The sequence below is a fragment of the Rhodococcus sp. AZ1 genome, from assembly GCF_054979605.1.
Genome location: NZ_JBUEQF010000007.1, coordinates 16063 through 33270 on the forward strand (window position 1 = coordinate 16063; position 17208 = coordinate 33270).

Annotated in this window: 17 protein-coding genes; 13 read left to right on the forward strand and 4 right to left on the reverse strand. The window is 69.1% G+C overall.

Features of this window, described 5'->3' with window-relative positions; all coding sequences use genetic code 11:
• Window positions 1-69 precede the first annotated feature (69 nt).
• Both ACY48E_RS10395 and ACY48E_RS10400 read left to right on the forward strand, forming a co-directional pair.
• The gene (locus ACY48E_RS10395) at window positions 70-1254 is read left to right on the forward strand and encodes an acyl-CoA dehydrogenase family protein (RefSeq protein ID WP_462872091.1); all 1185 of its coding nucleotides are present in this window, start codon (window positions 70-72) and stop codon (window positions 1252-1254) included.
• Between the two features lie 24 nt (window positions 1255-1278).
• Entirely contained in the window at window positions 1279-2739 is a 1461-nt protein-coding gene (locus tag ACY48E_RS10400) for a protein adenylyltransferase SelO (protein WP_462872092.1), read from the forward strand.
• Window positions 2740-2889: 150 nt separating this feature from the next.
• Here the strand turns inward: ACY48E_RS10400 and ACY48E_RS10405 are convergent, their stop codons facing one another.
• On the reverse strand, window positions 2890-3123 hold the full coding sequence (locus ACY48E_RS10405; RefSeq protein ID WP_462872093.1) for a type II toxin-antitoxin system Phd/YefM family antitoxin: 234 nt from the start codon (window positions 3121-3123) through the stop codon (window positions 2890-2892).
• A gap of 3 nt (window positions 3124-3126) precedes the next feature.
• Between ACY48E_RS10405 and ACY48E_RS10410 the strand changes: the two genes are divergently transcribed.
• Window positions 3127-3963, forward strand: a complete 837-nt coding sequence (locus tag ACY48E_RS10410; RefSeq protein WP_462872094.1) for an MFS transporter — start codon at window positions 3127-3129, stop codon at window positions 3961-3963.
• On the opposite strand, the gene ACY48E_RS10415 is transcribed toward ACY48E_RS10410, so the two are convergent.
• Window positions 3947-5332 (reverse strand): cystathionine beta-synthase, encoded by a 1386-nt coding sequence (locus tag ACY48E_RS10415; RefSeq protein WP_462872095.1) that lies wholly within the window; start codon window positions 5330-5332, stop codon window positions 3947-3949. The two genes, ACY48E_RS10410 and ACY48E_RS10415, sit on opposite strands and share 17 nt — an antisense overlap.
• Before the next feature lie 127 nt (window positions 5333-5459).
• Between ACY48E_RS10415 and ACY48E_RS10420 the strand changes: the two genes are divergently transcribed.
• From ACY48E_RS10420 to ACY48E_RS10430, 3 genes are read left to right on the forward strand one after another with little or no spacing between them, the layout of a single operon-like run.
• Window positions 5460-6353, forward strand: a complete 894-nt coding sequence (locus ACY48E_RS10420; protein WP_462872263.1) for an SGNH/GDSL hydrolase family protein — start codon at window positions 5460-5462, stop codon at window positions 6351-6353.
• A gap of 42 nt (window positions 6354-6395) precedes the next feature.
• Entirely contained in the window at window positions 6396-7613 is a 1218-nt protein-coding gene (locus tag ACY48E_RS10425; RefSeq protein ID WP_462872096.1) for an acetyl-CoA C-acetyltransferase, read from the forward strand.
• A 22-nt stretch (window positions 7614-7635) separates the two neighbouring features.
• Window positions 7636-8427: an acyl-CoA thioesterase gene (locus ACY48E_RS10430; protein ID WP_462872097.1), complete on the forward strand. Its 792-nt coding sequence runs from the start codon at window positions 7636-7638 to the stop codon at window positions 8425-8427.
• A gap of 47 nt (window positions 8428-8474) precedes the next feature.
• Here ACY48E_RS10430 and ACY48E_RS10435 read toward each other — a convergent pair whose 3' ends face one another.
• Together ACY48E_RS10435 and ACY48E_RS10440 are read right to left on the reverse strand one after the other, a co-directional pair.
• Window positions 8475-9326, reverse strand: a complete 852-nt coding sequence (locus tag ACY48E_RS10435; protein WP_462872098.1) for a Bax inhibitor-1/YccA family protein — start codon at window positions 9324-9326, stop codon at window positions 8475-8477.
• A 149-nt stretch (window positions 9327-9475) separates the two neighbouring features.
• Window positions 9476-10699, reverse strand: a complete 1224-nt coding sequence (locus ACY48E_RS10440; protein WP_462872099.1) for a class I SAM-dependent methyltransferase — start codon at window positions 10697-10699, stop codon at window positions 9476-9478.
• 115 nt (window positions 10700-10814) lie between these two features.
• Between ACY48E_RS10440 and ACY48E_RS10445 the strand changes: the two genes are divergently transcribed.
• From ACY48E_RS10445 to ACY48E_RS10475, 7 genes are all read left to right on the forward strand, one after another.
• Complete coding sequence (locus ACY48E_RS10445) at window positions 10815-11405, forward strand: biotin transporter BioY (RefSeq protein ID WP_462872100.1); 591 nt, start codon at window positions 10815-10817, stop codon at window positions 11403-11405.
• A gap of 30 nt (window positions 11406-11435) precedes the next feature.
• A complete protein-coding gene (locus ACY48E_RS10450; protein ID WP_462872101.1) occupies window positions 11436-12461 on the forward strand; it encodes an AMP-binding enzyme in 1026 nt (341 codons plus the stop codon).
• Window positions 12458-13600 (forward strand): thiolase family protein, encoded by a 1143-nt coding sequence (locus ACY48E_RS10455; RefSeq protein ID WP_462872102.1) that lies wholly within the window; start codon window positions 12458-12460, stop codon window positions 13598-13600. The genes ACY48E_RS10450 and ACY48E_RS10455 overlap by 4 nt, the downstream gene beginning before the upstream one ends.
• Window positions 13601-13605: 5 nt before the next feature.
• Window positions 13606-14286 (forward strand): energy-coupling factor ABC transporter ATP-binding protein, encoded by a 681-nt coding sequence (locus tag ACY48E_RS10460; RefSeq protein WP_462872103.1) that lies wholly within the window; start codon window positions 13606-13608, stop codon window positions 14284-14286.
• A complete protein-coding gene (locus ACY48E_RS10465) occupies window positions 14283-14882 on the forward strand; it encodes an energy-coupling factor transporter transmembrane component T family protein (protein WP_462872104.1) in 600 nt (199 codons plus the stop codon). The genes ACY48E_RS10460 and ACY48E_RS10465 overlap by 4 nt, the downstream gene beginning before the upstream one ends.
• Before the next feature lie 176 nt (window positions 14883-15058).
• Complete coding sequence (locus tag ACY48E_RS10470) at window positions 15059-15610, forward strand: LGFP repeat-containing protein (RefSeq protein ID WP_462872105.1); 552 nt, start codon at window positions 15059-15061, stop codon at window positions 15608-15610.
• A gap of 98 nt (window positions 15611-15708) precedes the next feature.
• Complete coding sequence (locus tag ACY48E_RS10475) at window positions 15709-17187, forward strand: aminopeptidase P family protein (protein WP_462872106.1); 1479 nt, start codon at window positions 15709-15711, stop codon at window positions 17185-17187.
• Window positions 17188-17208: the final 21 nt, after the last annotated feature.

Here is a 17208-nt window from a genome sequence, read left to right on the forward strand (position 1 = left end):
CCGTGCGTCGCGGCGGCACCGTCCGTTAGCGTCGGGTAGACACGTCCGACGCAGGTGAGGGGGCACGTCATGGAGCAGGTGCGCGCAGGTGGGGCGACGGTGGAACAGCTGTTCGGGATAGACGGGCTCCTCGAACCCGAGGAGCGCGACATCCGCGACACGGTCCGCAGGTTCGGTGAGGAGCATCTGCGCCCGCACATCTCCGAGTGGTTCGAGGCCGGAACCCTGCCGGCCCGCGAGCTCGCGAAGGAACTCGGCGCGCTCGGGCTGCTGGGCATGCACCTCGACGGCTACGGCTGCGCGGGCACGTCGGCCACCGCGTACGGCATCGCGTGCGCCGAACTCGAGGCCGTCGACTCCGGCCTGCGCAGCCTGGTGTCGGTGCAGGGCTCGCTGGCGATGTTCGCGATCCGGACGTTCGGATCGCAGGAGCAGAAGCAGCAGTGGCTGCCCGGCATGGCAGAGGGGTCGCTGCTCGGGTGCTTCGGGCTCACCGAGGCCGACCACGGCTCCGATCCCGGCGGCATGCGCACCCACGCCCGACGTGACGGCGACGACTGGGTGCTCAGCGGCTCGAAGATGTGGATCACCAACGGACCCATCGCCGACGTCGCCGTGGTGTGGGCGCAGACCGAGGACGAGATTCGCGGGTTCGTCGTCCCCACGAATACGCCCGGGTTCGTCGCCAACGTGGTGCCCCGCAAACTGTCGCTGCGTGCCTCGGTCACCGGCGAGCTGGTCTTCGACAACGTGCGCCTGCCCGCGAGCGCGGTGCTGCCCGAGGTGAGCGGGCTTCGCGGGCCGCTGAGCTGCCTGTCGGAGGCCCGGTTCGGCATCGTCTTCGGTGCGATGGGCGCAGCGCGGGACTGCCTCGAGACCGCCATCGAGTACTCCCGCACCCGAGCGGTGTTCGACAAACCCCTCGCCAGGTACCAGCTCACCCAGGCCAAGATCGCGGACATGGCACTCGAACTCGGCAAGGGTCAGCTGCTGGCGATCCAGCTGGGCCGACTCAAGGACGCCGGCGGCCTGACGCCCGCGCAGGTCAGCGTCGGCAAACTCAACAACGTGCGCGAGGCCATCGCCATCGCGCGCCAGTGCCGCACCATCCTCGCCGCCAACGGCATCACCCTCGACTACCCGGTGATGCGGCACGCCAACAACCTCGAATCCGTCCTCACCTACGAGGGCACCTCCGAGGTGCACCAGCTGGTGGTGGGTCGGGCTCTCACCGGCCACGACGCGTTCCGCTGACGCAGACGTGGTTAGCCTGGAGAAATGACGACGACGAGCACGGCGTTCCTGCGCCTCGAGCACACCTTCGCGGACCTCGAGGGCCTGTCGGTGCCGTGGACGGGCGCCACCGCACCCGACCCGAACCTGGTGGTGCTGAACGAGTCGCTGGCCACCGAGCTGGACCTGGACCCCACGGCGTTGCGACAGCCGGAGACCGTGGCCGTCCTGGCGGGCTCGGTGCCACCACCGGGGTCGACGACGGTGGCCATGGCCTACGCCGGCCACCAGTTCGGCAACTACTCCCCCCTCCTCGGCGACGGCCGCGCCCTGCTGCTCGGTGAACTCGTCGGCTCCGACGGGGTGCGCCGCGACATCCACCTCAAGGGCTCCGGCGCCACGCCGTTCTCCCGCGGCGGCGACGGCAAGGCGGTGCTCGGCCCGATGCTGCGCGAGTACCTGATCAGCGAGGCGATGCACGCCCTCGGCATCGCGACCACCCGCTCCCTGGCCGTCGTGACCACGGGTGAGGGCGTCCAACGCGACGACGTCGAGCCGGGGGCGGTGAACGTTCGGATCGCCGAGGGCCACGTGCGGGTGGGAACCTTCGAATTCGCGGTGCGGCGGTACGACCCGCAGACCGGAGCGGGACCGCTTCGCCCACTGGCCGAGTACGTGATCGCCCGGCACTACCCGGAGCTGGCCGGGGCACCGAACCGGTTTCTCGCACTGTTCGAGGCCGTCGTCGCCCGGCAGGCGGCGCTGGTGGCGCAGTGGATGGCCGTGGGATTCGTGCACGGGGTGATGAACACCGACAACACCACCATCACCGGCGAGACCATCGACTACGGCCCCTGCGCCTTCATGGACGCCTACCACCCGGGCACGGTGTTCAGCTCCATCGACGCCTCCGGCCGCTACGCCTACGGCAACCAGCCCGCAGTTCTCGGATGGAATCTGGCGCGTTTCGGCGAGAGCCTCATCCCGCTCGTCGACGACGACGTGGACGCCGCCATCACCGCCATCACCGCTGTGCTCGACACCTACGGGCGGCAGTACGAGCAGCACTTCGAAACCGCGATGGCCGCCAAGCTGGGCCAGGACCGTCTGCCCCAGCGCGCCCTGCTCGACGACCTGCTGGTGATCCTGCGCGACAACACCGTCGACTGGACGGGATTCTTCCGCGCCCTCGCCGACGAGCAACGCGGCAATCCGGCGCCACTCGACGAGCTCGTCGACCGCGCCGTGATCGGCGGTTGGCTCGAGCGGTGGCGCCCTACGGTCACCGCCACCGCAGACGAGATGGACCGGGTGAACCCGATCTACATCCCGCGCAACCACATCGTCGACGAGGCCCTGCGCGCCGCGACGGCAGGCGATCTCACCCCGTTCGGTGACCTGATCGACGTGCTCGCCGACCCCTTCACCCAGCGCAACGGACTCGAGCGCTACGCCCTCCCCGCGCCGCCGGAGTCGGGCCGGTTCCGGACATACTGCGGGACCTGAGCACGGCGGGTCGGAAACTTCGGTGCAAATGACCACCGCTGAGGTGGCCCTGTGCACCGAAGTTCTCGATCACGGCGAGCGCAGGTGGAGCAATCCGCTCGGGCGCAGCAGCCACACGCAGAACAACGCTCGTATCCAGCAGGATCGACGTCATGACACCGAATCCCAGATGGCCAGTTCATCATCCGGGAGTGGGGCATCGAAGTCGCCGGGAATGAGGAGCCCCGGCAACTGTCCGAAACGTCGCACCTTCGACATCGCTGGAGCCAATACGGCCACCGGGCGACCGTGCGAGGTGATGGTGACGGATCGACCGGTCCTCTCGACCTCGGCGAGTAGGGAGTTGAACGTGGCCTTCGCGTCCGTGCTTGTCACGCTGCGCACTTGGTGAAAACAATCGTCATCGACGCCACCGGTGTTCGAGTCCTGCGTAGCCTCGCCACGGTGAACGCGAGCGTCAGGCTTCTCCGGACAGCCGGGGCCGTGGCTGCGCTCGGAAACGGCGCTACGGGGGTCATCTTGCCGGTGGCCCTTGCGCAAAATCTCGGAGGAATTTCGGTAGGAGTCTCGCTCGGTGCGCTGAGTGTCGGGATGATGCTGTCCTTCGCTCATGGCGGAGCGGCGGCGGACAGCCAGAACCGATCGAAAATCATGAGCCGCTCGGATTGGACCCGCGCACTGGCCAACATCAGCATCGCGATAGGTCTACTCGTCGCCGGCTCGACTGCCGGTGCGGTCGGCGTTCTTGCCATCTACTCGGGATGCTTCGCCAATGGACTGATGGTCGGCTATTTCCGCCCGGCGCAGGCGTCGATGTGGAGCACTCTACTCCCGAAGGACGAGTTGGAAGCCGAGCTGAAAATCAATTCGCTGATCAACCGATTTTTCCTTGCCGTGGGTGGCGCTGTGGGTGGGTTGTTCGTGGCGATAGGGGTCCCCGTTGTCGGCATCGTGTTCGACGCGGTCACGTTCGCCGTGACGGGCCGGTTGGCTCACTACGTCCACGATCCGCGAGAGTCGGCACCGGCGCAGCCGACGGTCCAGTTGCGCGCGAAGGTTTACGCACGACTGCGGATGGATCGGCAGTGGTCGGACATCATCTCGCTGACCGGCCGATCGAGTTGGATGCGCCTGTGGTTCATCTGCGCAGTCAATGCCTCGTGGATGGTCGCCATTATTTCACGCTGTCCGTCTGACCGAAATCCAGTCAGCCCCGCGTGCTGAGGAACCCCAGCAGGTCGTGGCGAGTGATGACACCGACGGGCTTGCCGTCCTCGACCACCATCAACGCGTCGGTCTCCTCCAGAGTCTTGGTGGCCGAGGACACCGGCTCACCGGCACCGATCAGCGGGAACGGCTTGCTCATGTGCTTGGACACCGCATCCGAGAGCGCTGCACGCCCCTCGAACACCGCCGAGAGCAGGTCACGCTCACTCACGCTGCCGGCCACCTCACCGGCCATCACCGGCGGCTCGGCACCGACCACCGGCATCTGCGACACCCCGTACTCGCCGAGGATCTCGATGGCATCGCGCAGGGTCTCGGTGGGGTGGGTGTGCACCAGGTCGGGCAGGTTGCCGGACTTTCCGCGCAGCACATCGCCGACGGTGGGCTCGGCCTTCTCCCCTCCGAGCGGGGTGCGCAGGAAGCCGTACGACGACATCCAGTCGTCGTTGAAGATCTTGCCCAGGTAACCGCGGCCGCCGTCCGGTAGCAGCACCACCACCAACGCATCCGGGCCCTCGCGCTCGGCCACCTGCAACGCCGCCACCATGGCCATGCCGCACGACCCACCGACCAGCAGGCCCTCCTCGCGGGCCAGGCGCCGGGTCATGTCGAACGCGTCGGCGTCGGAGACGGCAATGATCTCGTCGGGGACGGTGGGGTCGTAGGCCGACGGCCAGAAGTCCTCACCCACACCCTCGACCAGATACGGACGGCCGGTGCCACCGGAGTACACCGAGCCCTCCGGGTCGGCGCCGATCACCTTGACCGCACCCCCGGACACCTCCTTGAGATAACGGCCCGTGCCGGTGATGGTGCCGCCCGTGCCCACGCCGGCGACGAAGTGGGTGATCTTGCCGTCGGTGTCGGCCCAGATCTCGGGTCCGGTGGTCTCGTAGTGACTGGCGGGCCCGGCCGGGTTGGCGTACTGGTTGGGCTTCCACGCGCCGGGAATCTCGCGGACCAGACGATCGGAGACCGAGTAGTAGCTGTCCGGGTCCTCGGGGGCGACGGCCGTGGGGCACACCACCACCTGCGCGCCGTAGGCACGCAACACGTTCCGCTTGTCCTCACCCACCTTGTCCGGGCACACGAACACGCACTTGTAGCCGCGTTGCTGCGCCACCAGGGCCAACCCCACACCGGTGTTGCCGGAGGTTGGCTCGACGATGGTGCCGCCGGGCTTCAGTTCGCCGGACTCCTCGGCGGCGTCGATCATCTTGATGGCGATGCGGTCCTTGGAGCTGCCGCCCGGGTTGAGGTACTCCACCTTGGCGGCGACGGTGCCCCAGCCGGGTTCGGTCACCGAGTTGATCCGCACCAGCGGGGTGTTGCCGATGAGGTCGGTCACATGGTCTGCGATGCGCATACCTCTCATCCTCCCAGACGCTGGACACCCGGATCCGATCAGTGCCCGCCGACCGGTGGCCACCTACGATCGTGGTGTGCCCCGACCCGGATGGAAAGACACCGCGAAGGCAGGTGTGGCAACCGTGATGGCCGGTTCGGGAGCGGGGACGCTGTCATGGGCGGCGTACCGACACCTCATGGGTCAGGCAGCTGTCGCTCGTGGGGTGATCGGTCGCAGCACCGCTAAACCACCCGATGCCGACGGGCTCCACACGCCCGGCAGCACCGAGGTGATTCGCTGGCGAGTCGGGCTCACCGCCGACATCCACCTGATGATCTTCGGCGACTCCACCGCAGCCGGGATGGGGTGCGCCAGCGCCGACGAGGTACCCGGGGTGCGCCTGGCTCGCGGCCTCGCCGAGGAGAGCGGCAAGCGTATTCGTCTGTCCACCAAGGCCATTCCCGGCGCAACGTCGAAGGGCCTCGCAGGGCAGGTGGATGCGATGTTCGTGGCCGGGCCGCCCCCGGATGCGGCGGTGATCCTGGTCGGCGCCAACGACGTCACCAAGAAGTTCTCGGTCGCCAAGTCCGCCGAGCGCCTCGGCGTCGCGGTGGATCGGCTGCGGCGCAGCGGAGCCGTGGTGGTGGTGGGTACCTGCCCGGACCTCGGTGTGGTCACCGCCATCCCGCAGCCGCTGCGCGCGGTGGTGCGCACGTGGGGCCACCGTCTGGCCGCGGCGCAGCGGGAGGCGACGCTGATCGCCGGCGGTCACCCCGTCGCGCTGGCCGACCTGCTCGCCCCGGAGTTCCTGGCCGCGCCCGATCGCATGTTCTCCGCCGACCGCTTCCACCCGTCCGCCGCGGGGTACGAACTGGCCGCGCAGCAGCTACTGCCCGTCCTTGCCGACGCGCTCGGCGAGTGGGCCGGCGGACCGCTGCCGGAACTGCCGACCGTCTCCGACACTGCCGAAGCGGGCCGCCTGACCACCCGGGTGAGTCGAGTGGCGGGCCGCTATCTGCGCAGGGTGTCCGCGGACTAGATTCGAGGAGGCCGCCGCCGCGATCCCCCGAGGAGAGAACCCATGACCGACGCCGTCATCGTCTCGTACGCACGCTCACCGATCGGCCGCGCCGGGAAGGGGTCGCTGGTGTCGATGCGACCGGACGACCTGTCCGCGCAGATGGTCGCCGCCGCCCTGGCCAAGGTGCCCGAGCTCGATCCCACCGACATCGACGATCTGCTGATGGGCTGCGGCCTGCCGGGCGGTGAGCAGGGGTTCAACATCGGCCGCAACGTGGCCGTGCAGCTGGGCTACGACTCCCTGCCCGGCACCACCATCACGCGCTACTGTTCGTCGTCGCTGCAGACCACCCGCATGGCGCTGCACGCGATCAAGGCCGGTGAGGGCGAGGTGTTCATCTCCGCCGGGGTCGAGACGGTCTCGCGCTTCGCCAAGGGCACCGCCGACTCCTGGCCGGACACCCACAACCCCATCTACGCCGACGCCGAGGCCACCACCGCGCAGTTCCTCGCCGGCGGCAAGCAGTGGGTGGATCCGCGCGAGCAGGGCAACCTGCCCGACGTGTACATCGCGATGGGCCAGACCGCCGAGAACGTCGCGCAGGTCACCGGCATCACCCGCGAGGAGCAGGACCGCTGGGGCGTGCGATCGCAGAACCGCGCCGAGGAGGCCATCGCGAAGGGCCACTTCGCCCGGGAGATCACGCCGGTGACCCTGCCCGACGGCACCGTCGTCTCCACCGACGACGGCCCCCGCGCCGGCACCACGTACGAGAAGGTGGCGGGTCTGAAGGCGATCTTCCGGCCCGACGGCACCGTCACCGCCGGCAACGCCTGCCCCCTCAACGACGGCGCGGCCGCACTGGTGATCATGTCCGACACCAAGGCGAAGGATCTGGGGCTGACCCCGCTGGCGCGCATCGTCTCCACCGGCGTCTCGGGTCTGTCGCCGGAGATCATGGGGCTCGGCCCGATCGAGGCCTCGCGCCGCGCATTGGCGTTGGCGGGCAAGACGATCGACGACATCGACCTCGTGGAGATCAACGAGGCGTTCGCCGTGCAGGTGCTCGGCTCGGCGCGCGAGCTGAACATCGACGAGGACAAGCTCAACGTCTCCGGCGGCGCGATCGCGCTCGGCCACCCGTTCGGCATGACCGGCGCCCGCATCACCGCCACGCTCATCAACAACCTGCAGGCCCACGACAAGCAGTTCGGGCTCGAAACCATGTGCGTGGGTGGCGGTATGGGCATGGCGATGGTTCTCGAGCGTCTGAGCTGACCGCGGATCAACCGGGCCACCCGTGCATCCCTTCGACGAGGCTCTGACCCTCACCGACCTCGGGGACGGGCGTACGCGGGGGCGCACCACGTCCGCGTACGCCAACATGGTCGGGCCGTTCGGCGGTATCAGCGCTGCGGCCCTGTTGCGGGCAGTCGAGGTTCATCCCGAGCGCGTCGGCGATCCGGTGTCGCTCACGGTGAACTTCGCGGGACCCATCGCGGACGGGGAGTTCGACATCAGCGCCCGGCCGGTGCGCGTGAACCGGAGCAACCAGCACTGGAGTATCGAACTGACTCAGCAGGGCGTCGTCGCGACGACGGCCACCGCGGTGTTCGGATCACGCCGGCGGACCTGGGACGAGATCGAAGCGACCCCGCCCGCGGTTCCCGACCCGTCCGACCTGCCGCGATCGGGATTCCCCGACATCATCGCGTGGTCACGCAACTACGAGATGCGCTTCGCGGCCGGTGCGATGTCCGCGAGCCCGGCGGCGGACTCGACGATCACGCTGTGGGTGCGCGACGACCCGCCGCGGCCGTGGGACGCTGCGTCGATCACCTCGATCACGGACGTGTTCTATCCGCGCGTGTTCCAACGTCTGGGCGCCATGTCCCCGGCGGGGACGATCTCGCTGACGGTGCACTACTTCGCAACCACCGACGAGCTGGCCGCGATCGGGGACGGGCACCTGCTCGCCACCGCGCGGGCGCGGCGTTTCCACCGCGGGTACTTCGATCAGTCCGCGGAGATCTGGACCCCCGACGGCACACTGCTGGCCACCGGGCACCAGATCGTCTACTACAAGAGTTGAGAACACCCCCGACCCGCCTGGGGTCGGGGGTGTTCTCGGGTGTGCTGCTAGTCGTTCTGGAAGTAGCTCAGCAGTCGCAGGATCTCGACGTAGAGCCACACCAGGGTGACGGTGAGGCCGAAGGCGACGCTCCATGCAGCCCGCTCCGGTGCTCCGGCGCGGATCAGCTGGTCGGCCTGATCGAAGTCGAGCAGGAACGAGAACGCCGCGATGGCGATGCACACAAGGCTGAAGATGATCGCGATGGTGCCGCCGCTGCGCAGGCCCAGACCGTCCCCGCCGCCGATGAGCGCGATCAGCAGGTTGCCCAGTGCCAGCACGGTGACACCGATCAGCGCGCCGATGAGCATGCGCGTGAAGCGCGGGGTCACCCGGATGGCGCCGGTCTTGTAGACCACCAGCATGCCGAAGAACACGCCGAACGTGCCCAGGAGCGCTTGGCCCACCAGCGCGCTGCCACCCGTCCCGCCGAATTCGATGCCGGTGAACATGTAGGACAGTGCGCCGAGGAACACGCCCTCCGCTGCGGCGTAGGCCAGAACGATGGCCGGGTTGTCGCTCTTGCGACCGAAGACGGCGACGAGCACCAGCACGAAGCCCACGAGACCGCCGACGAGCAGGAACGGGGCGGCCAGAGCAGTGTTGGAGCCGACGAGAACGTACGAGACGATGGCGCTGACAGCGAGGACACCGAGCGTGATGCCGGTCTTGGTGACCACGTCGTCGATGGTCATGGCCCGCTGGGCGGGGCCGGTGGGGTATTGCTGAGGGGCGCCGTACTGGGGCCCGTACTGCTGGGTCATCTGCGATGCACCCGCGGCGGCGGAGCCGAAGTTGGCGTACCCACCACCCTGCTGCTTGGGCAGATTGCGGAACACCGGGTTGCTCGAGGTGCGCACCGTGCCATCCCTTCTCGTGGTCGTACGCGTCGTCCCCGTCGGACGACGCACTCTGGCTGTCCGGTCAACGAGCGGCGTGCGTCGACAGTTCCCGGCCCTGATCCGAGGTGTACCTCGTTCTGGTACGGAACTACCGGACAATCCGGACCCTACCCGGCCGGAGCCGCGCCCGGGTAGGTCACGGTCGAACGGACGGACCGCGTGATCGTGTACTTGGCGGATCGCTCGACGGTGGCGGTGGGACCGACGATCGCGGTCAACATGGTGCGGTAGCGCAGGTGGGTGTTGTGCACCGTCCACAGTTCCCCACCGGGCCGCAGCACCCGCGCCGCCGCCGCGAACATCTTCTCGGCTCCGCCGGTGTGCACGGCCGCGTTCTCGTGGAAGGGCGGATTGCACACCACCAGGTCCACGGATGCGTCGGGTTCGCCGGCCATGGCGTCGTCACGGCGCAGGGTCACCGACACCCCGGCGGCGGCGGCCGTGGCGGCGGTGGAGGCGATCGCGGTGCGCGTGCGGTCGGTGGCGATCACGGTCGCCGCCGGTCGCAGCCGAGCCAGTTGACTCGCGAGAATGCCGGTGCCGCAACCGAGATCGACGATCGACGACGCCGTCGGCGCCATGGCCGGAATGTGCCGCAGGAGCAGACGGGTGCCGGGGTCCAGTGCAGCGCCACCGAACACGCCACCGTGGGCGTGGACGTCGAATCCCAGTCCGTCCACGGTCGAGCGCACCGGATAGGAGATCGCGTCGTGGGCGGGCTCGACCCGGGGCCCGGACGCGAACACCGCGCGCGACTTCGACGACGCGAGGGTGAGCTCCACCGACTGGAAGTGCCGTTCGAACACCTCCTTCACCCTGCGCGACATGTGCTTGACGCGACCGGCCGAAATCACCTGCACGTCCGGCAGCGCCCACCGCGCGACGGCGGCGGCGATCTCGTCGAGCTCGGAGAGTGATCGGGGCAGTTGCATCAACACCGTCCGAACCCCGGTGAGCAGTGACTGCTCGAGTCCGTGGTGCTCGATCCCGGTGAGTCCGACCGTCGCCGCGTTGGCCGCGAGCGCCTGCTCACCGGTGATCGGGTCCTGGTAGGACCGCAGAACCCCCGCAGGCCGTCCGGCCAGCACCAGGGCGCCGAGGGTGAGTGCGCCGTAGTGATCGCCGATCGTGGCCACCGAATCGACGGTGGCCATCGAGTCGGCCGGGGCGCCGGGAGTGCCGAGACGCTCTGCCGCCAGGCGCAGGATCAGTCGATCGGAGGCGTCGACGGCGTAGAGATTCGGTGCGTCGACGTCGGGAACACGACTCAGGGCCGCGAGCACACTGTCCAGATCGGACTCGGCGGGATCGGATTCGGCGGGATCGGTCACCGGGAAAGTGTGTCACGCGCAGGCCGGGCACTCATTTGCCCGATACGTCCACCGGGCGCTATCTTTCGGGTCGTTCTCGACTTGAACACCGTTCAAGTCTGTCGAAGGAGTCCCGATGACCAGCGCCCGCTTCTCTGCCCGCGATCTCGCGCGGATCGCCGTGTTCACCGCCCTCATCGTGGCGCTGGGCCTGCCCGGATCCATCACCGTGGGCATCAGCGGTGTCCCCATCACGCTGCAGACTCTCGGCGTCATCCTCGCGGGCGCCATCCTGGGCGCGCGCCGGGGCGCGGCGTCGGTGATCGTGCTGCTGGTGCTCGTCGCCGTCGGGCTCCCCTTCCTCTCCGGTGGCCGTGGCGGGCTGGGCGTGTTCGCCGGACCGTCCGTGGGCTATCTGGTGGGCTGGGTGGTCGGTGCCTTCGTGATCGGGCTGCTCACCGAACAGATCCTGCCCAAGTACCCCCTCTGGCTCGGCCTGGTCGTCAATGCGTTCGGCGGCATCGCCGTCATCTACTTCTTCGGTGTGATCGGTCTGCTGCTGCGCACCGACCTCGGACTCGGCGCGGCCATCGCCTCCACCGGCCCGTACCTGCCCGGCGACGCGCTGAAGGTGGTGGTGGCGACGGTCGTCGCCGCGTCCGTGCACCGCGCCTACCCCGGGCTCGCCGGCGCCCGCACAGCGTCCGCGGCCAAGGCCTCGGTCTGAGTCCGCGATGACCACCCCCGTCGTGGTCGGGTGAGCACCGACTCGAGCCTGGTCGACGTCTCGGGTCTGCCCACGTCGGCGGCGCTGGAACTGATCGGTCGGGCCCTGCGCGACGGCCGGAGCATTCGTGCCGTCGACCCGCAGCGCGGGCCGACGCACCCACCCGTCGGACCGGGCCATCTGCTCGTCACGACGTCCGGTTCGTCGGGGCGGCCGAAGGCCCTCACCCGCACCGTTCGCTCGTGGACCGACTGCTTCCCCGCATTCACGGCTCTGACGGGGATCGGAGAGGACGACCGCGTGTTCCTCACCGGTCCACTGCACGTGAGCATGCATCTCTACGCCGCGGTACACGCGATGTCCGTCGGAGCGGCGATCACCGAGGACCCCGCCACCGCCACCGCCGCCCACACCACCCCGACCGGATTGGGATCGCTGATCCTGCGGGCACCCGCGCTGCGGACGGCGGTCGTCGCCGGATCGGCGGTCCGGAACGCCGACGCCGAACTCGCTGCCGACCGCGGACTGCGCCTGATCGAGTACTACGGCGCGGCCGAACTCTCCCTCGTCGCGGGCAGGGTGGTGCCCGAACCGTTGCGCGCCGTCGACGGGGTGCAACTGCAGGTGCGCGACGGTGTGGTGTGGGTACGTTCGCCCTATCTGGCGTGCGAAACGGTGACCGATGCGGACGGATGGGCCACGGTGGGCGATCTCGGGCGCCTCGAGGACGGGGTGCTCACCGTCCTCGGGCGCGGTGACGCGGCCATCGACGTCGGTGGCACCACCGTCATCGCCGAGGACGTCGAAGCCACGCTCGGCGGCATCGACGGGGTGCGCGAGGTCGCGGCCGTCGGGGTCGCGCACATGGCCCTCGGCGCCACCGTGGCCGCCGTGCTGGTCCTCGACGACGGCGCGAGCCTCGACAGCGTCCGAGCGCGGGCGCGAAGCCTGCTCGACCGACCCTCGACCCCCACACGCTGGGTGGTGGTCGAGCGCCTGCCACGCACTCGCAACGGCAAACTCGCGCGCGGCGAGATCAAGGCATTGCTGCCGTGACCGACGCGGTGATCGTCGCAGCCCGACGATCCGCCATCGGCGTTGCCGGACACGCGTTCTCGGATCATACCGTCGTCGACCTGGCAGCACCGGTGCTCGCCGCGACCGCCGACGCGGTGCTCGAGACGGGTGTCGCCGCCGACACCGGGGGCATCGATGACGTGGTGCTCGGCAACTGCCTCGGCCCCGGCGGCAACGTCGCGCGCGTCGCGGCGCTCGCCGCAGGCTTCGGGTCCACCGTTCCCGGCCAGAGCGTCGACCGTCAGTGCGGGTCGGGGCTCGATGCGGTGATCACCGCCGCGCAGCGGGTGCGCGCGGGTGATGCCGAACTGATCCTGGCCGGTGGTGCCGAGTCGGCCAGCACGGCGCCCTGGCGGTCGTGGCCACCGATCGACGGCTGCGAACCCGTGCGGTACACGCGAGCACCGTTCGCGCCCAATGGCTTTCCCGATCCCGACATGGGTGACGCCGCGGACCACCTGGCTCGGGTACGCGGAATCGACCGCGCGCGCCAGGACGAGTACGCGCTGCGCTCGCACACCCTCGCCGCCGACTTCGCCACCACTGCCGCGGCTGCCGCGGAGGTGGTGGCCATCGACGGTGTCGTGCGGGACGGGCGAGTACGCGCCGGGATGACCGCGGCCCGGCTGGCCCGACTGCGTCCGGCGTTCGCCGCCGACGGCACCGCGACAGCGGGGAACTCGTGCGGGATCGCCGACGGCGCCGCGGTGCTGGCACTGACCACAGCCGAGCGCGCCGCCGGCCGCCCCGGGCTACGCATCCTGGGCAGCGCCGTCGCCGCCGCCGATCCCGCCCTGCCGGGGCTGGCCCCGATACCGGCGATCCGCCGGGTACTCGACCGCACGGGCGTCGCCCTCGCCGACATCGGCGCGGTGGAGATCACCGAGGCCTTCGCCTCCGTCGCGCTGGCCGTGATCGACGAGTTGGACATCGACCTCGACACCGTGTGCAGTCACGGCGGCGCGATCGCCCTGGGACATCCGTGGGGCGCGTCGGGTGCCATGCTTCTGGTGCGCCTGTTCACACGCATGCTCGATCTCGGTGAGGCCGATCTGGGCCTGGCCACGTGCGCGGTGGGCGGCGGGCTGGGTCTGGCCGTCGTCGTCGAAAGGATCTGAGGTCCGTGGCCATCATTCGGTTCGACGGCGTGAGCCACTCGTACGGTCGCACACCCGTGCTCTCGAACATCGATCTCGAACTGAGCGAGCGGCGCGTGGCGATCATCGGTGCCAACGGCTCCGGCAAGTCCACCCTGGCCCGCATGATCAACGGCCTGGTGAAACCGTCGTCGGGCACCGTGACCGTCGACGGTCTCGACACCGCCCGCAAGGGGGGTGCGGTGCGTCGACGTGTGGGATTCGTCTTCACCGACCCCGACAATCAGATCGTGATGCCCACCGTGGGAGAGGATCTCGCGTTCTCCCTACGTCGCTCCGGTCTGAGCAGGTCCGAGATCGCCTCCCGCGTGCAGGAGATGCTCGACAGGTTCGGCCTCGGCGAACACGGCGATCATCCCGCACACCTGCTCTCGGGCGGGCAGAAGCAGATGCTCGCCATCGGCGCCGTGCTCATTCGTGATCCGGACGTGGTGGTGGCCGACGAGCCGACAACGTTGCTCGACCTGCGCAACTCCCGGATGATCGCCGCCGCACTGGGCGGCATCGACCGCCAGGTGATCACGGTGACACACCAGTTGCCGATCATCGCCGACTACGACCGGGCCGTGGTGATCGACCGCGGCGCCGTGGCGTTCGACGGCTCGCCGGTCGACGCGGTCGCCGCCTACGAGCGGCTCCTGGCGTGATCGGGCTCTACCAGCCCGGAACGTCCTGGCTCCACCGCGCCCCGGCGGGCGCGAAAGTGGTGGGATTGGGGTTGGTGATCGTGACCATGGTGATCGTGGTGCGAACGCCGAGAGACGTCGCGGTTGCGGCAATAGTCGTGCTCCTCGCATTCGCATCGGCAGCAATTCCGCCGTCGCTGATCGCCGCACAACTTCGGCCACTGGTGTGGATGATCGCGTTCATCGGGACTTTCCAAATTGTTTTCACATCGCTTTCTCGCGCGGTGGTGGTGTGCGGTGTGCTCGTGCTCTCGGTTCTGCTGGCCGCACTGGTGACCCTCACCACCCGTGTCACGGCGATGCTGGATGCGTCGCGCACCGCTCTGCGGCCGTTCCGGCGTTTCGGTGTCGACCCCGATCGGGTGGGTCTGCTTCTGGCTCTGACCATTCGGTGTGTTCCCATGTTGACGTCCATCGTCGACGAGGTGGCGCAGGCCCGGCGGGCACGTGGGCTCCAGTGGTCGATCACGGCGCTGGTATCACCCGTCGTGGTGCGCGCGTTACGGGCCGCGGACGGGATCGGCGACTCACTCGTCGCGCGTGGATTCGACGACTGAACCACGGGCAATTCGGTCGAAGCGGACATCTTTATTGCTGTGGAATTCAATTACCTTTACTCATCAACAAATATGTTCTTTCATTTCCGCATCCGTCGAACGGCCACGGCAATCAGGACGGTGTATGTTCTCTGCGATCCGACCCGGGAGTCGGGCATTCTCCGAAAGGGATGATGATGAACAAGACCGTCATGAAGGCGGCCGTCGGCGCCGCAGCCGTGAGCTCGCTGCTGCTCCTGAGCGGCTGCAGCAACGACAACTCGGGCAGCTCGTCCAGCTCGTCCACCACCACGTCGGCCTCGTCGGCAGCCGGCGGATCCGGTTCGACCAGCACCACCGCGGCCTCCGGTGCCGCGGGCGGATCGACCATCGAGTCCGCGAACGGCCCCGTCACCGTCGATCCCGCCGTCTTCGCCAAGTACACCGAGCTCGGTGGCGCCACCGGCAAGCTCGGTGCCATCAGCGGACCCTCGGTCAACGTTGCCGGCGGAACCGAGACCAAGTTCGCGGGCGGATCCATCTTCTACTCCGCCGCCACCGGTGCGCACCTCGTCCAGGGCGAGATCCTGCGCGTCTACACCGAGAAGGGTGGCCCCGCAGGCTCGCTGAAGTTCCCCAAGACCGACGAGACCCCGCTGCCCAACGGCTGGGAGAGCGTCTTCGAGGGTGGAACCATCACCTGGACCGACAAGAACGGCACCTACGCCGAGACGATCACGCCCGCCTGATCGCCCCTGCACCGACATCGGGTGCATTCGATGCCCCACCAGGGCACCGAATGCACCCGATTCGTGTGAGGGGCCGACAACGGACCTAAGCTCGAACGATGACGTCCAGTTCTGGTGACGCTGCCGTTGCACGAGCGACCCGCTCCACTCTCCCGCAGACCCGCGAGTTCATCGAGTCGATGGCCCGCGGATGGGCGCCGGTGGAGACGACCCTGCCGGAGCCGCGATCGGGCGCGGCGTACGCCGCCGCGCGGCGCACCCGGCTCGGCGCCCTCCACCCGGGGCGCACCCTCGTGATCCCGGCCGGGGAACTCAAGCAGCGCTCCAACGACTGCGACTACCCGTTCCGAGCACACTCCGCGTTCGCACACCTCACGGCGTGGGGATCGGACTCGGTTCCGGGCTCGGTGCTGATCCTGAGCCCGGTGACCGAGACCGATCGATCGCACAGCGCCGTCCTCTACGTGCCGGCGGCGCCGGGCCGCGACGACCCGGCGTTCTTCTCCGACTCCACGGTCGGCGAGTTCTGGACGGGGCCGCGTCCCACCCTCGATCAGGTGTCCGCGGATCTCGCCCTGGACACCCGTCCCATCGAGGACCTACCCGCGGCGCTGCTGGCCGCCGGCCCCGACTGCGCGGTGGTCGGTGAGGCGGACCCCACGTTCGCCGGCCGGCTCGGCCGCGATGCGGCGCAGTCCATGGTCGTCGACGCCACTCTGGCCCGCGACGTGGCCGAACTGCGACTGATCAAGGACGACTGGGAGATCGAGCAGATGCAGGCCGCGGTCGATGCGACCGCGCGCGGTTTCGACGACATCGTCGCCGATCTACCCCGGTCGAGCGCGCACCCGCGCGGCGAGCGCCTGGTGGAGGGCGTGTTCACCACGCGGGCGCGGCTCGAGGGCAACGACGTCGGCTACGCCACGATCGCCGCCGCCGGCCCTCACGCCACCGTGCTGCACTGGGAACACAACGACGGGCCCGTGCGCCCGGGTGAGTTGCTGCTCGTCGATGCCGGTGTAGAGATGGACAGCTACTACACCGCCGACATCACCCGCACGATTCCCGTCGACGGAACCTTCGATCCTGTTCAGCGGCAAGTGTATTCGGCTGTACTCGAAGCCGCCGACGCTGCCTTCGCCGTGACACGCCCCGGTGTCCGGTTCCGTGACGTGCACGAGGCCGCGATGGCCGTGATCGCCCGACGCGTCGCCGAGTGGGGTCTGATCGAGATGGACCTCGAGCAGGCTCTCGACTGGGACAACCAGCCGCACCGCCGCTACATGGTGCACGGCACCAGCCATCACCTCGGACTCGACGTACACGATTGCAGCAAGGCCCGCGCAGAGCTGAACCAGGCCGGGATCCTCGAGGCAGGGATGATCATCACCATCGAACCGGGCCTGTACTTCCAGAGTTGGGATCTGACCGTGCCGCCGCGCTTCCGGGGGCTGGGCGTGCGAATCGAGGACGACATCCTGGTGACCGTCGACGGCGCGGTGAACCTCTCGGCCGCCATTCCGCGCACCATCGAGGATGTCGAGGAGTGGACGCGGCGCGGGGGACGCCGCTCATGACATGACGGGGCTGATCCGGTG

Bases quoted from the DNA above. Each gene is read 5' to 3' on its own strand.
- ACY48E_RS10425 (WP_462872096.1), top strand. From the start codon at position 6,396: ATGACCGACGCCGTCATCGTCTCGTACGCACGCTCACCGATCGGCCGC.
- ACY48E_RS10475 (WP_462872106.1), top strand. From the start codon at position 15,709: ATGACGTCCAGTTCTGGTGACGCTGCCGTTGCACGAGCGACCCGCTCC.
- ACY48E_RS10415 (WP_462872095.1), bottom strand. From the start codon at position 5,332: ATGCGCATCGCAGACCATGTGACCGACCTCATCGGCAACACCCCGCTG.
- ACY48E_RS10445 (WP_462872100.1), top strand. From the start codon at position 10,815: ATGACCAGCGCCCGCTTCTCTGCCCGCGATCTCGCGCGGATCGCCGTG.
- ACY48E_RS10395 (WP_462872091.1), top strand. From the start codon at position 70: ATGGAGCAGGTGCGCGCAGGTGGGGCGACGGTGGAACAGCTGTTCGGG.
- ACY48E_RS10470 (WP_462872105.1), top strand. From the start codon at position 15,059: ATGAACAAGACCGTCATGAAGGCGGCCGTCGGCGCCGCAGCCGTGAGC.
- ACY48E_RS10420 (WP_462872263.1), top strand. From the start codon at position 5,460: ATGGCCGGTTCGGGAGCGGGGACGCTGTCATGGGCGGCGTACCGACAC.
- ACY48E_RS10400 (WP_462872092.1), top strand. From the start codon at position 1,279: ATGACGACGACGAGCACGGCGTTCCTGCGCCTCGAGCACACCTTCGCG.